This window comes from Halobaculum magnesiiphilum, from assembly GCF_019823105.1.
Lineage (GTDB): Archaea > Halobacteriota > Halobacteria > Halobacteriales > Haloferacaceae > Halobaculum > Halobaculum magnesiiphilum.
In genome coordinates this window covers 1,684,714-1,697,935 of sequence record NZ_CP081958.1, presented here as the reverse complement: position 1 = coordinate 1,697,935, position 13,222 = coordinate 1,684,714, and the positions used below count along the sequence as shown (strand labels likewise).

General features: G+C 68.7%; 14 protein-coding genes and 1 tRNA gene. 11 read left to right on the top strand and 4 right to left on the bottom strand.

Annotation, left to right across the window (positions count from 1 at the left end; all coding sequences use genetic code 11):
- Window positions 1-98: 98 nt before the first annotated feature.
- The 6 genes from K6T50_RS18920 to hjc all read left to right on the top strand — a co-directional run bounded on the left by K6T50_RS18920 (window position 99) and on the right by hjc (window position 5,430).
- Window positions 99-1,862, top strand: a complete 1,764-nt coding sequence (locus tag K6T50_RS18920) for a DUF4382 domain-containing protein (RefSeq protein WP_225935291.1) — start codon at window positions 99-101, stop codon at window positions 1,860-1,862.
- 132 nt (window positions 1,863-1,994) lie between these two features.
- Complete coding sequence (locus tag K6T50_RS08580) at window positions 1,995-2,519, top strand: DoxX family protein (RefSeq protein WP_222606212.1); 525 nt, start codon at window positions 1,995-1,997, stop codon at window positions 2,517-2,519.
- 13 nt (window positions 2,520-2,532) lie between these two features.
- Window positions 2,533-2,823, top strand: coding sequence for a hypothetical protein (locus K6T50_RS08575; protein WP_222606211.1), 291 nt, complete (start codon window positions 2,533-2,535; stop codon window positions 2,821-2,823).
- 271 nt (window positions 2,824-3,094) lie between these two features.
- A complete protein-coding gene (locus K6T50_RS08570) occupies window positions 3,095-4,144 on the top strand; it encodes an AAA family ATPase (RefSeq protein WP_222606210.1) in 1,050 nt (349 codons plus the stop codon).
- Window positions 4,141-4,818 (top strand): protein sorting system archaetidylserine decarboxylase, encoded by a 678-nt coding sequence (locus K6T50_RS08565; protein WP_222606209.1) that lies wholly within the window; start codon window positions 4,141-4,143, stop codon window positions 4,816-4,818. The genes K6T50_RS08570 and K6T50_RS08565 overlap by 4 nt, the downstream gene beginning before the upstream one ends.
- Before the next feature lie 123 nt (window positions 4,819-4,941).
- Window positions 4,942-5,430, top strand: a complete 489-nt coding sequence (gene hjc / locus K6T50_RS08560; RefSeq protein ID WP_222606208.1) for a Holliday junction resolvase Hjc — start codon at window positions 4,942-4,944, stop codon at window positions 5,428-5,430.
- 38 nt (window positions 5,431-5,468) lie between these two features.
- Here the strand turns inward: hjc and K6T50_RS08555 are convergent, their stop codons facing one another.
- The gene (locus K6T50_RS08555; RefSeq protein WP_225935290.1) at window positions 5,469-6,299 is read right to left on the bottom strand and encodes an SWIM zinc finger family protein; all 831 of its coding nucleotides are present in this window, start codon (window positions 6,297-6,299) and stop codon (window positions 5,469-5,471) included.
- A gap of 126 nt (window positions 6,300-6,425) precedes the next feature.
- On the opposite strand from K6T50_RS08555, the gene K6T50_RS08550 reads away from it, so the two are divergent.
- Window positions 6,426-6,632 carry a DUF7472 family protein gene (locus tag K6T50_RS08550; RefSeq protein ID WP_222606207.1) on the top strand — a complete coding sequence of 69 codons (207 nt, stop codon included), beginning with the start codon at window positions 6,426-6,428 and terminating at the stop codon, window positions 6,630-6,632.
- A gap of 48 nt (window positions 6,633-6,680) precedes the next feature.
- Here the strand turns inward: K6T50_RS08550 and K6T50_RS08545 are convergent, their stop codons facing one another.
- Both K6T50_RS08545 and K6T50_RS08540 read right to left on the bottom strand, forming a co-directional pair.
- Entirely contained in the window at window positions 6,681-7,781 is a 1,101-nt protein-coding gene (locus K6T50_RS08545; protein WP_222606206.1) for a DNA primase large subunit PriL, read from the bottom strand.
- A gap of 521 nt (window positions 7,782-8,302) precedes the next feature.
- Window positions 8,303-9,409, bottom strand: coding sequence for an aminopeptidase (locus K6T50_RS08540; protein WP_222606205.1), 1,107 nt, complete (start codon window positions 9,407-9,409; stop codon window positions 8,303-8,305).
- A gap of 159 nt (window positions 9,410-9,568) precedes the next feature.
- Here K6T50_RS08540 and K6T50_RS08535 point away from each other — a divergent pair, with 159 nt between their 5' ends.
- From K6T50_RS08535 to K6T50_RS08520, 4 genes are all read left to right on the top strand, one after another.
- Complete coding sequence (locus tag K6T50_RS08535) at window positions 9,569-10,498, top strand: NADP-dependent phosphogluconate dehydrogenase (RefSeq protein ID WP_222608867.1); 930 nt, start codon at window positions 9,569-9,571, stop codon at window positions 10,496-10,498.
- A 115-nt stretch (window positions 10,499-10,613) separates the two neighbouring features.
- Entirely contained in the window at window positions 10,614-11,192 is a 579-nt protein-coding gene (locus tag K6T50_RS08530) for a hypothetical protein (RefSeq protein WP_222606204.1), read from the top strand.
- Between the two features lie 113 nt (window positions 11,193-11,305).
- Entirely contained in the window at window positions 11,306-11,890 is a 585-nt protein-coding gene (locus K6T50_RS08525) for a 2Fe-2S iron-sulfur cluster-binding protein (protein ID WP_222606203.1), read from the top strand.
- 130 nt (window positions 11,891-12,020) lie between these two features.
- Window positions 12,021-12,093, top strand: a tRNA-Arg gene (locus K6T50_RS08520).
- A gap of 121 nt (window positions 12,094-12,214) precedes the next feature.
- Here the strand turns inward: K6T50_RS08520 and K6T50_RS08515 are convergent.
- Window positions 12,215-12,757: a hypothetical protein gene (locus K6T50_RS08515; protein ID WP_222606202.1), complete on the bottom strand. Its 543-nt coding sequence runs from the start codon at window positions 12,755-12,757 to the stop codon at window positions 12,215-12,217.
- Window positions 12,758-13,222 lie beyond the last annotated feature (465 nt).

Here is a 13,222-nt window from a genome sequence, read left to right as displayed (position 1 = left end):
CCCGGCGCTGTGTCCGGATTAATTCGGCTGAATCCCGGACGAATCCGGGTTCGTGGCCGGCTCCGTATATGTGGTCGCCGCCGGTACGACCGTGTACGATGTCACGACACACGACCGGGTGGGCCGCCGTCGCGGCGGCCCTGATGTTGGTTCTCGCCGGCTGTGCGGGCGGCGTTCCCTCCGGGGGCGACGCCGGGACCGCCGACGGCGGGGGCGACGGGGGAACCGTCAACTTCTACATCAGCGACCAGCAGAACGCGATCGACCAGTTCGAACACCTGAACGTCACGATCACCGAGGTCACGCTCGTTCGGGCGGACGCCGACGACGCGGATTCGGATGACGACGGCGCTGACGACGAGGACGGAACGGAGACGACCGAACCGACCGAAACAGCCGAATCGACCGAGACGCCCGAGTCCGACGACGGCGACGACGCGGACGACGGCGGGCAGGTGACCTACGAGGTCGACGACGTCACCGTCGACCTGACCGAGCTGCAGGGCGCGAACGCCTCCAGACTCGGGTCGGTCCCGGTCCCGAACGGCACGTACACGAAGGTCTTCGTCGAGGTCGAGTCGGTGAACGGCACCCTCACCGACGGCTCCTCGGCGGACGTGAAGCTGCCGTCGAACAAGCTCCAGCTGAACAAGGAGTTCACCGTCGGCACCGGCGAGGAAGTGGACTTCGTCTTCGACGTGACCGTGTTCGAGCGCGGTCCCAACGGCTACATCCTCAAGCCGGTCGCCGGCGAGTCCGGTACGGGCGACGAGGTGGAGATCCGCGACGTCGGCGAGCGCGGCGAGGGGGACGACGAACGCGAGGAGTCCGAGGGCGATGACGCCGCCGGCGACGACGCCGATGACGGCGGCGACACCGACGACGCCGATGACGCCGACGACGCCGATGACGCCGACGACGCCGATGACGCCGACGACGCCGACCGCGGCGAGTCCGGTTCCTCGAACTCCGGCCAGTCCTCGATGGACTTCTACCTCAGCGACGAGCAGAACGCCATGGGCGACTTCGCCCACCTCAACGTCACGGTGACGAACGTCGGACTCCAGCGCGGCGGCGAGTCCGGCGGCTGGGTCGAGAAGGACGTCGACGACCGGACGGTCGACCTGACGACGCTGCCGGGCGCGAACGCGACGAAGCTCGGCACCTTCGGGGTCGAGAACGGCACCTACACCAAGGTGTTCGTCTACGTCGACGGCATCGACGCGACGCTGGAGAACGGCGACTCCGCGAACGTGAAGCTGCCGTCGAACAAGCTCCAGTTGAACAAGGAGTTCACGGTCGGTAACGGCGAGGAAGTGGACTTCGTCTACGACATGTCGGTGTTCAAGGCCGGCAACTCGGGCAAGTACATCCTCAAACCCGTCGTGGGCGAGTCCGGCACGGGCGACGAGGTGCCCATCGAGGACGTCGACGAGCGCGAGGACGAGTCCGACGACGGGGCGGCCGAGAACGACTCGGACGACGAAGAGGCGGAGATCGCTGCCCTGAACGCCTCATTCGTCGGGAACGTCGCCGCGGGCGAGAACGCGACCGTCGAGGTGACGCGCAACGGCTCGGCCGTCGAGAACGCCACGGTCGAGGTCACACAGGAACTCGACGACGACGAGATGACCGAGACGTTCAGTACCGGCGCGGACGGGACGGTCACGTTCTCGGTCGACGCGAACGTGACCGAGCTGAGCGTCGAGGTCGAGGCCGGCGACGGCGAGGCCGAGTTGGAGCGGGAGTTCGAGAGAACCGACGGCGATGACGGCGAGGGGACCGCTGACGACGGCGACGACGGGTCCGACGGGGCCGCCGACGGCTCCGACTCCGCGGCGCTGCGCGCCGCCGCAGTCTGACGCTCGATCCTCGATCAACGATCGGGTAGTACGGCAACGCTCGCGCCGACTTTCGCCGGCTTTCAGCGATTGGGAACCAGGTGTCGTTTATACCGGGATAGCCGTCCGATCCTCACCTGTGAGGTGAGACCCATGGCATACTCGGAAACGAACCCGTTGGCCGAAGACTTCGGCTTCGAGGTCGGCGGGCCGCTCGCGGCGTACTGGATCGCCCTACTTCGGGTCATTACCGGCTGGTGGTTCTTCCACGCCGGCGTGACGAAGCTCATCGAGAACGGGCTGAACTTCACGTACGGCACGGCGTACATGCAGGGGATGACCGGCACCGCGCTGGGCCCCATCCCGGTGTGGATGGGGAACAACCTCGCGTGGCTCATCGAGCCGGGCGTGCCCCTGTTCGAGACGCTCATCGGGCTGGCGCTGATGGCGGGGGCGTTCGTCCGCCTGGCGGCCTTCGGCGGGGTCGTCTTCATGACCCTGTTCTGGGTCGGCAACGCCGGCTTCGGGAACGGCCTCGTCAACGGCGACCTGATGGGGCTGCTCCTGTTCGCCACGATGATGGTGTTCGCGGCCGGCCGCTACTACGGCCTGGACGCGCTCATCGAGCGCCTCGACGTGGTGAACCGCTACCCCAAGCTCCGCTACCTCCTCGGGTAAGGAGGTGAGACCAATGAACCAATTCGACATCACCGACAAGATCGCGACGGCGTTCGGCGCGGGACTGGTGCTGCTGGGTATCGTCGGGCTCGGCCTCGTCGAGCTCCTCGCGGGCAAGCCGTACAGCCCCGTCCCGCTGACCAACGAGGCGGGCGAAGTGATCGCGACGCCCGCGATCGACCCGACGCTGCGGACCGGCCTGGTCCTCCTCGGACTGGTGGTCCTGTTCGTCTGGGGCCTCTACCGGGCGGCCACGCCCGACGCCGGGGCCGACCGGACGCCGACGGAAGTCACGGCGGACTGAGCGCCCCCTGCCGCGGACCTCCGTCGCGGGCGCCCGCGACAGGCAACGAACCGAGCGACGACCGCCGATTCGATCCCACGGGTCGAACCGACTCCGCCGTTTTTCCCGACACGTTCCACCCACAGCGGTGCCGCCGCCGTAGTACTCATCGGACGACCGTATCCGACCCATCCGCCATTGCAACCGCACCCGCCGTCGCAACCCCAACCGCCACTGCCACGGCCTCGCCGAACGGCAGGGTTCAAGCCGTCCGGGCAGCTACCACGCGGTAATGGACGGCCCGCTGTGGACGGACACGCACGCCCCCGCGCTCGCGGACCTCCCGCAGGAGGACGTTCGCGAGCGGCTCGCTCGGGCGGTGGACGAGCCGATGAACCTCGTGGTGCAGGGTCCGCCGGGGTCGGGCAAGACCGCCGCCGTGCGCGCGCTCGCCGAGGCCGCACACGACGACCCCGACAACGACCTCATCGAGATCAACGTCGCGGACTTCTTCGGCCGCACCAAAAAGGAGATCCGGCAGGACCCCCGCTTCGAGTCGTTCCTCACGGGGCGCTCGCGCATGGCGAAACGCGACATGATCAACCGCGTGCTGAAGGAGTCGGCCGCGAACGCGCCGATGTCGGGGTCGTACAAGACGGTCCTGCTCGACAACGCCGAGGCGATCCGCGAGGACTTCCAGCAGGCGCTCCGGCGCGTGATGGAGCAGTACCACCGCACGACGCAGTTCGTCATCGCGACGCGCCAGCCCGCCAAACTCATCCCGCCGATCCGCTCGCGCTGCTTCCCGGTGCCCGTGCGCGCGCCGACGACCGACGAGATCATCGGAGTGCTTTCGGACGTTTGCGAGGCCGAGGGGATCGACCACGACGACGACGGGCTGGAGTTCGTCGCCAGCGCGGCCGGCGGCGACCTCCGGAGGGCGATCCTCTCGGCGCAGACCACCGCCGTCGAGCACGAGGAGGTGACGATGTCGGCGGCCTACGAGACGCTCGGCGAGGTCGGCACCGACGAGGCGGTCCTCTCGGCGCTGGAGGCGGCGCAGGCCGGGGAGCTGAAGGAGGCCCGTTCGGCCCTCGACGACCTGCTCCACGACGAGGGGTACGAGGGCGGCGACCTCCTGCGGGAGATCCTCCGCGTCGCGCGCTCGAAGTCCGACGCCTCCCCCGAATCGGTCGCCCGACTGCACGCCCTCGCGGGCGAGGTCGACCTCGATCTCGTCGAGGGGAGCGACGACCGAATCCACCTCACGCACCTGCTCGCGGCGTGGGGCGCCGGCCGGACGACGACCGAGACGGCCGTCCGCGACCCCGTCGACGCATGATCCGGGTTCCGGTTCCGGACCTGGCTCCCGGGAGCGAACGTCGCGTCCTCGTCCCGTTCGTGCTCGCCGTGCCGTTCCTGTTGCTCGTGCCGCCGATCGGGATCCTGTTGCTCGCGGTCGGCGGCTTCTCCGTGTACTTCTATCGGGACCCCGACCGCGAGCCGTCGGGCGAGGGCGTGCTCTCGCCGGCGGACGGCCACGTCTCGGTGGTCCGCGAGGACGGCGACAACGTCCGCGTCGGGGTGTTCATGAGCCCGTTCGACGTGCACGTCTGCCGCGCGCCCGCCGACGGGACGGTGACGCGTCTCGACCACCGCGGGGCCGCCCACAAGCCGGCGTTCGCGAAGGACTCCGAGCGCAACGAGCGGTTCGAGTACACGCTCGACGCGGGCGAGAACGCGACCGACCGCGCCGGAGTCGAAGCCGGCGTCGTGGACGCCGACGGCGACGCCGATCGCGTCGACGGCGCGCTCATCGCGGGCTGGTTCGCCCGTCGGATCACCCCCTACGTTTCGCATGGAGATCCGGTCACGCGGGGCGAGCGGATCGGCTACATCGCGTTCGGCTCGCGCGCCGACGTGGTGCTCCCGAGCGCGTATTCCCTCGAGGACGTCCGCGTGAGCCGCGGAGAGGCGGTCCGCGCGGGCGAGTCGGTGATCGCGCGGCGGGAGTGACGCCCCGCGGTCGCCCCCCCCCGTCCCGGCGCATTCCGTCGCGTCCCGCCCCCCGCGTTCACTTTCACTCCGCACTCGTTCGCGACCGTCCCGTTTATCCGCGCCAACGGCTCACGCACAGCTATGCCGGGCAACCCGAAGGGCGATCGCCGGGAGCGCGAACTCGTCAACAGGCTCCACGACGCCGGCTTCGCGGTGATGCGCGCGCCCGCCAGCGGCTCCTCCACCGACCGCGAGCTGCCGGACGTGCTCGCGGGCGACGGCCGCGTCTTCTACGCCGTCGAGGCGAAGTCCTCCTCGGGCGACCCCATCTACCTCCGCGGCGAGGAGGTGGAGGCGCTCATCTACTTCGCGCGCAACTTCGGCGCCTCCCCGAAGATCGGCGTGCGATTCGACCGCGAGGACTGGTACTTCTTCCACCCGGGCGACCTCCACGTCACCGACGGCGGGAACTACCGCGTGAAGAAGGAGGCGGCCCTGGACGAGGGCGAGACCATCGACGATCTGTTGGCCGCCAGCGACGACACGGAGTCGGACACCAGCGTCGCGGAGGTGCTCAACGCCGTCGAGCAGGGCGTCCTCACCGCCGAGGAAGCAGAGGAGATGCTCTGAATCCGTCGGTTGCTGTAATCTCTTCCCGTTCGCGCTCCTCAGATCCCGATAACGGGCATGTCCGGCCGCTCAGTTGGGTCGAGCCGGCGCAGCCGCGAGGCCGGGAAGCCGTACCGCTTGCGTCCGGACACGTCGAGCGTGCCGGGCGAGCGCAGCGCGTTGCCGACGTACACCGCCTCGACCACCGGCTCGTGGTCGCCGTAGGCGGCGTTGGTGTCGTAGTCGGCGATCGGCTTCCCCTCCTCTGTCTCGTACTCGTCGGCCCGCTCGGTCGTGACGCCGGTGACGACGAGCAGCTTGTCGGCCTCGCGGTCGCGGACGAACGAGCCGACCGCGGGGCGGTGATCGCCACAGAGGAACGCGCCCTCCTCGCGGACGGGGACGAACACGCCGTCGCCGCAGACGGCGCAGGCGGCGACGCGCTCGCCGGGGGCGGGCACGCGGCCGATGCCGACCTCCATGCCGACGCGGCGGAGGTGCTTGCAGCGGTTCCCCCGGATCTCGTGGTCCGGACAGGTGCAGGTGTCGCTCCCGAGGTCGACGACGTACGTGCCGCCCTCGGTGTCGACGAGGTATCGGTCGTCGTCGCGGAGCGGGTACACCGCCATCGGCTCCGTCCGGGCGCGCTCGGTCCGCTCGCCGTCGCCGGGCTCGACGGCGTCGACGCCGTCCCGTGCGTTCGACTCCTCCAGTCCGCCGGGGCCGTCCGGCCCGTCAGGACCGTCCGGTGCGTCCGGCCTGTCCTCGGTGAAGCGACGCCGTCCGCGTGCGACGCCGTTCTCGTGGATGCCGTCGTGGCGGTTCCGGCCGTGGTGGCTCCGTCCGCGGGTTCGATCCGGTCGCTCGTCGGTGGTGAGTGCGGGTGTCATTGATCGGTGAAGGTACGGTCCGAGCGAACCTAAGGGCTCGGTCGGCCCTCCGCGGACGGTTCGCGGTATCCGGCGGCTGACGAACGCTTCGAAGCCCTTTTGCCGGGTCCACGGATACGGCGGTGCATGGAAATCGACGCCGAAATGCGCCGCATGATCGCCGTCTCCGTCGGCGCAGTCGTCGTCTTCATCGCCCTTCTGGTCGCCATCGGTCTCCAGTACACCGACGGCCACAACCTCTCGAACATCGGCGCGTACTACCTCGTCGCCGCGATCGGCCTGTTCGTCGTGCTGATGGCCGCCGCCGGCGTCCTCCTCGATCGCCGCGAGTAGCGATCGGAGGACCTCCGACCCGGACCCGTCGTTCCACCGGAGTGCCGCTCAGGCCGCGGCGTCGCCGGCGTCCGAGTCGGTTCGTTCACGCCAGTCGACGACCTCGTCGGCCTCGCGGAGCTTCCGGCTGTAGTACTCCAGGGGATGGGGCGCGACGCTGCGGTGGTTGTCCTCGTTCCCGCAGATCCCGTACTCGCCGAGCGTCCGACACGACGGCGGCGGGTACTGCGCGCCGGAGTCGTCGCGGAGGTACGCGAAGCGGTCGGCGACGAGCTCCGGGTCGAGCCCCGACAGCGCCACGGCCTCCTCGGCGTCGAGGTTGAGGCCAGCGAGGAACGCGAGCAGCGAGAAGCGCTCGTGGGGGTCCAGCTCGTCGCCGCCCTGTGCCCGCCCCAGCAGTTTCGCGATACACGGCGGGAAGTACTCGGGCGCGACCACGTCGAGGTCGGCGGCGACGCTCCGGTCGGCCAGCAGGTCGCGCAGGTCGCTTATCTCGGTCTCCAGCTCGTCGGCGAGCTCCTCGCCGACGCCCTCGAACGGGAGCCCCTCGGCGACGCGGTCCTCGACGGCCTCGCGCAGCAGGCGATACAGCTCCTCGCGTTCGGTGCGCACCTCGCCGTCGACGAGCTCGCGGTTGACGAGCCGCCAGTCGTCGCCCCAGTCGGGGTCGACGTACGAGAGGTACGCGCCGACGTCGAGCCAGAGCCACCTCCCCGCCACCTGCCCGGGCTTCGGGTCCTCGATTCGGACGGCGCCGGCGAGGTCGAACTCCCGCAGCAGGGCGTCCCGGTCGACGCGGGCGGGCTCGCGGCGGGCGCCGTCGTCGCGGGCGCGGTCGAGGTCCTCGGTGAAGCGGCGGTAGGCGGTGGCCGCCTCGGCCTGCGCGTACTTCTCGACGGCGGCGTGTGAGTCGAGCAGCGAGACGAGGATCCGCGCGATCGGATACGAGAGCAGCTCGTCGCGGGTGTCCCATGCGCCGGCGTCCTCGGGTTCGACGGTGCCCTCGGTGAGCGCGCGCTCGACCCGCTCGCGGCCGCGGTCGACGGCGTCGTCGCCGTCGGCGACGAGCGCGGCCAGGTCGACGCCCGACGCGCGGACGGCCTCGCGGGCCGACGCGAAGAACGGGTAGCGGGCGTGGCGCGGCTCCATGATCGCGTGTCCGTGGTGGTGGGCGGAGGTTAAGCGCGACGGTCTGATCCGTATTCTGTGGGAACTCGGATGACGAACACCGCTGCGGAGTTACCGCCGGCAGGGCGTCGAGGTTCTCGAAAGCCCCCGCGGGTGTGCGCTCCCGCGACTCGCTGCGCGCTTCGCTCGGCTCACTTCGTTCACCTCGCTCCAGTGCTTACGTCATCGGGGTTCGCGCACACCCGCGGCCCCTTTCAGTCCCGCCCACCGCGACCGCACCGCAGCCTCACGTACGTCGGAGCGAGCTCCGACGAACTCACGTTCACTCCGTTCACGTGAGCCTCCCCAGCCGACTGCGTTCCTCGCGCTCACTCCGTTCGCGCTCCGGTACTCGCCCCTCGCGCGCGGCGACCGCGCACGAGGCGCGGCAGCCGCACGCCAACCGCCGTGGGGTTGTGTGCGCCGTGTGAACGGGAGTGTTCGAACCGTTCGTGTCGTTTCGCCAATAGAAATACCGACAAACGATGTGACGCCGAGTCGACCTACTCGGCGGAAAAGTCGTCCTCCCACCGAAAGGTCCCGTTGTGTTGCACCACTTCGCCGTCGACCAGCATGCGCGAGTCCTCGGACATGTCCGTGATCATGTCGACGTGGACCGCCGAGTCGTTGCCCGACTCGCCCTCCGGCAGGCAGGCGTCGTACGCGCGCCCGACCGCGAGGTGGACGGTGTCGCCCATCTTCTCGTCGAACAGGATCGAGTCGGTGAAGCGGTCGATGCCGCGGTTCATCCCGATCCCGAGTTCCCCGAGTCGACGGGCCCCCTCGTCGGTGGCGAGCACGTCCGCGATCGCCTCCTCGCCCTGCTCGGCGGCGAAGTCGACGACCTCGCCGTCCTCGAACGTGAGCGAGACGCCCCGCACGCGCCGGGCGTCGATGGTCATCGGCACGTCGAAGTACACCTCGCCCTCGGTGGCGTGCGGCGCGGTGAACACCTCGCCCGAGGGCAGGTTGTGGGAGTCGTAGGCGACGCTCGCGGCGGAGTTGACCGCCGTGCGGTCCTCGATGGACATCGTGAGGTCCGTGCGCTCCTTCTCGATGCGGACCTCGCTGCCGGCGTCGAGGATCTCCTTCATGTTCGCCATCTCCTCGGCCAGCGACTCCCAGTCGCGCAGGACCGCGTCGTACACGAAGTCCCGGTACTCCTCGTAGGCCATCCCGGCCTGCTGGGCGAGCGAGCGCGTCGGGTGGACCGTGGAGACCCAGTCGGTGTCCATCCGCGCCTCGCGGGTCGCCGTTGTCGCCTTCCGGGCGCGCCGGCGGCGGTCGCCGTCCACGTCCGCGAGGGCGGTCGTGTTACGTCCGCCGCCGATGCGGAGGTACACGTCCGCGGCCTCCAGCATCGCCAGCTTCGGCTCGCTGTGTGCGAACTCGCGGTCGTCGTCGTCGCCGGCGCGGAGGAACGCGCGGCCCACCTCGCTGGAGCCGTATGTGGTCAGCAGCCTCGCGTCGCGCTCGCCCAGCTCCGCGGCCACCGCGACCGCCAGGTCGTGGGCGCCCTCGGCGATGTCCATCACGACCTGGTCGCCCGCGTCGACGCGGGCGCTCCAGTCGACCAGCACCTCGGCGTGTTCTCGCACTCGGTCGTCCATGGGGGTGTGTGCGTGAGCGCGGCGCGTAAGTGCGGCGCTTCCGGGCGATCCGGCTGCGATCTGCCGACCGTGCGGCCGCGCCCGCACACCCCGGCCCGCGCGGCGGCTCCCGCACACCGCAACGCATACGCCCCGCCTCGCCGACGCGCCGGTATGAGCATACGACTCGGCGTGATCGGACTCGGTCGCATGGGACGGATCGTCGTCGACCGCGTCCTCGACGCCGGCCACGACGTGGTCGCGTTCGACCTCGACGCGGAGGCGACCGCCGCGGCCGCCGAGGCCGGCGCGGAGCCGGCGGACTCGGTGGCGGACCTGTACGAGCGACTGGATAGCGGCGAGGGCGGAGCCGGCGAGGGAGACGACGCCGGCGCCCGCATCTGGCTGATGGTCCCCGCCGGCGACGCGGTCGACGCCACGCTCGCGGACCTGGAGCCGCACCTCGACGGCGACGACGTGGTCGTCGACGGCGGCAACTCCTACTTCGAGGACTCCGTCCGCCGCGCGGAGGCGACCGACGCGGCGTACCTCGACTGCGGCACCTCCGGGGGTCCAGCCGGCGCGGAACTCGGCTTCTCGCTGATGGTCGGCGGCCCCGAGTGGGCCTACGAGGAGCTGACGCCCGTGTTCGACGCCGTCGCCACCGGCCCCGCGGGCCACGACCGGATGGGGCCCGCCGGCTCGGGCCACTACGTGAAGATGGTCCACAACGGCGTCGAGTACGCGCTGATGCAGGCGTACGGCGAGGGGTTCGAGCTCCTCCACCGCGGCCGCTACGACCTCGACCTGGAGGCCGTCGCGCGCACGTGGAACAACGGCGCGGTCATCCGGTCGTGGCTGCTGGAACTCTGTGAGGAGGCGTTCCGCGAGGAGGGCAACGACCTGGGCGACGTGGCCGACCGTATCGAGGGCGGGTCCACCGGAACCTGGACCGTACAGGAGGCGCTCGAACAGGAGGTGCCCGTGCCGCTCATCTACCAGGCGCTCGCCGAACGCTTCGACTCCCGCGAGGAGCGGTTCGGCCGGCGGCTCGCGAGTCGGCTGCGGTACGGCTTCGGTCGCCACGAGGTCCCCCGGACCGGGGAGTAGCCGCCCCCCCGCCCCCGCCCCCCGCCCCCGCCCCCCGCCCCCCGCCCCCCACTCCCCGCTCCCCGACCCGCGGCGGTCCGCCACGGACTTCACGGAGCCGTGAAAACGGCCGCGTATGGTCTCCCAATCGACACAGCGGCTGGTCGCCGTCGCCCTCCTCGCGTTCGCGGTCGGCGCCGTCGTCGGCCCCTCGGTGAACGCGCTCCCCGGCTTCTCCGACCACACCGGGCCGTCGGAGCTTCGGGTCACCGAGTTCGAACGGCTCGACGCCGGCTGTGCCGAGGACGTGGCGACGTATTCGAGCGGCTCCTTCGACGCCGGAAACTACTCACAGGTCGACTTCATCGAGACCGGCGACACGGACGCGAACCTCTCGGCGTGGACCGAACGCACGTCGCCGCCGGGCACCGACCTCAGTACGTTCCGCGTTCACGTCGACTCCCGCCACGAGGGCCCGACGAACGCCTCCTGTGAGACGGGCGTCCTGTATCGGATCACGGTGACGCCCAGCGGCGGCAGCCCCGAGGGACTGATCCCGGACGCGCACGGCACGCGGATCCAGTGGATGGAGAACGGCGAGTTCGCCGGCTGCTCGGCGTCGTACACGAGCCCGCTCGACGGTCGGTGTCCGGGCGCGACCGACCCGGACCGGTCGTGGGCGAACGCGACCGCGGGCGACGCCCCGGCGGGGTGACCCCGTCGCGGGGCGATCTCGACGTCGAACACGTTCGCCGTCGGCGACTCGCGCGGATCCGTCGCCCGCCAACGATCACAACCCTTGTTACCCCCCGCTTCATAGCCGCGAGCATGGTAGACCCCGTGGCAATCGGGTTCGGCGCGGGCCTCGTGTTGGTCTTCGTCGCCCTGCACGCCGCCCGCGGCACCGGCTGGGAGGCCACCGCGGACATCTCCGAGGAGGTCATCGAGCGGCGGGCCTCCACCGTCGAGGAGACGGAGTTCCCCGAGCCGGGGAGCCGCGCCATCGGGGGCGGGAGCGCCCCCGCCGGCGCGGTCGCGACCGGCGAGGAGGGCGAACTGGAGGAGGGCGCGGCGGCCGAGGAGTCGTCGTCCGGCCCCGGCGACATTCCCGAGGACGAGATCGAGCACTTCGAGGTCGAGTTCACGAAGGAGGGCGACACGATCGAGGTCGCCAACAACGAGACGGTCCTGGAGGCCGGCGAGGACGAGGGCTGGGACATGCCCTACGCCTGCCGGGAGGGCCAGTGCGTCTCGTGTGCCGGCCAGATCACCTCCGGCGGCAACGCCGAGGACTACGTCGAACACGACAACCAGCAGATGCTCGACGACGCCGAACTCGACGAGGGGTACACCCTCACCTGCGTCGCGTACCCCCGCGCGGACTTCACGATCGAGACCGGCGAAGCGCCGTAACCGTTCGGTCCCGTCGCCGACCCGCTTTTCCACGTTCTCGCGGTTGTTTCCGACAGCTTCACGTTCCGTTCGTCGCGAGCCCGTGACGGTTCCGAAGGCTTATTCGCCGGGCCGCGGTACAAGGGTGTGAGGGCGGCTAGTTCAGCGGACAGAACGCTTGGTTCCGGACCAAGAGGTCGGGGGTTCAAATCCCTCGTCGCCCGCTTTTTCGGCGAATTAGATCCAGAGAAAACACGATTACTTGGCTTTCGATCGTCACGATATATGCTGAATGGTTAAGTGGTATCTGAATAATCAAAACACATGACTTATTGTTGCTGTGTTTTAACCGCCACCACGGTGCAGCCCAGCATCTTTGATCCGTTCTGGATCTGAAAGCCCACTCTTTCCTGTGATACGCTCCCCACCCCAGTACGTCACTCGCTTGTTTCCCGCAAGCAGGGTCTTGATATCGCTTTGTTGCTTTGACTCGGATTGGGTTGACTTGTCAGCAGGCCTGGACTGATCTGATGGTTTCCATCCGGTGACGTCCAACTCCGGTGCATCAGTGATTTTATTAATCGGCTCAATTGCCTGGAAATCACACAGATCGTTACCAGCAGTGGGATGACGGGTGAGTCCTGTCCGCTGGAGGAACTTCCCTACTGCTTCTTGATCGTACTGGTGATTGCTCCTAGTAAGGTCACGGCAGAGCTTTCGAATCTCCACCAAGGTCTCTGGGAGCACTATCGCGGTTATTTCCTGAGCCTCGCTTGCGTCAACCTGGATACAGATGTCATTTTCTCTTGGTCGGATTAACTCAGATAGGAGTCCGAGTCCGACAATCGCACGGGGTAGACACGTGTCACTAGGAAGCGTCTCAACCACGTGCCAAAATCGTGTGTGGCACACCAATTCCGGCCCAGCCCCAACAGGGTTGAGATTCATTGACTCAGTCAATTTGGTATATTGATACATGTATATTCAGTAGAATTTGTTAGGATATTAGTCATTTCTATCAATAGATGGATAGTTCCGGACATTACCAGAGCAATAGCAGCTAATGGTTTTCAGACTCGAAGTCGGCCTAGCGTTAAATAATCCATAGTTGGACTGGGATCAATATCCAAATGAAACACTCCAACACAATCACACCCCACACGAACCCCCAAGAACGGGGGGTTGCACATTACAGAGTCGACCACCTCTCCATTTGCACATCCGCTCGCGACGGCCATGTGTAAAATCGCTCCCCAAGCGTGACCTGTTACCCACTTGCCTGGGCCGGTCGGGCCGATTGCCTGCCAGATTATAATTCAGACTAGATTTGGTTAGGCGACAGAACGAGGATTC

Bases quoted from the DNA above. Each gene is read 5' to 3' on its own strand.
- K6T50_RS08525 (WP_222606203.1), top strand. From the start codon at position 11,306: ATGGTAGACCCCGTGGCAATCGGGTTCGGCGCGGGCCTCGTGTTGGTC.
- K6T50_RS08545 (WP_222606206.1), bottom strand. From the start codon at position 7,781: ATGGAGCCGCGCCACGCCCGCTACCCGTTCTTCGCGTCGGCCCGCGAG.
- hjc (WP_222606208.1), top strand. From the start codon at position 4,942: ATGCCGGGCAACCCGAAGGGCGATCGCCGGGAGCGCGAACTCGTCAAC.
- K6T50_RS08550 (WP_222606207.1), top strand. From the start codon at position 6,426: ATGGAAATCGACGCCGAAATGCGCCGCATGATCGCCGTCTCCGTCGGC.
- K6T50_RS08530 (WP_222606204.1), top strand. From the start codon at position 10,614: ATGGTCTCCCAATCGACACAGCGGCTGGTCGCCGTCGCCCTCCTCGCG.
- K6T50_RS08575 (WP_222606211.1), top strand. From the start codon at position 2,533: ATGAACCAATTCGACATCACCGACAAGATCGCGACGGCGTTCGGCGCG.
- K6T50_RS08540 (WP_222606205.1), bottom strand. From the start codon at position 9,409: ATGGACGACCGAGTGCGAGAACACGCCGAGGTGCTGGTCGACTGGAGC.
- K6T50_RS18920 (WP_225935291.1), top strand. From the start codon at position 99: ATGTCACGACACACGACCGGGTGGGCCGCCGTCGCGGCGGCCCTGATG.
- K6T50_RS08580 (WP_222606212.1), top strand. From the start codon at position 1,995: ATGGCATACTCGGAAACGAACCCGTTGGCCGAAGACTTCGGCTTCGAG.
- K6T50_RS08570 (WP_222606210.1), top strand. From the start codon at position 3,095: ATGGACGGCCCGCTGTGGACGGACACGCACGCCCCCGCGCTCGCGGAC.
- K6T50_RS08565 (WP_222606209.1), top strand. From the start codon at position 4,141: ATGATCCGGGTTCCGGTTCCGGACCTGGCTCCCGGGAGCGAACGTCGC.
- K6T50_RS08555 (WP_225935290.1), bottom strand. From the start codon at position 6,299: ATGACACCCGCACTCACCACCGACGAGCGACCGGATCGAACCCGCGGA.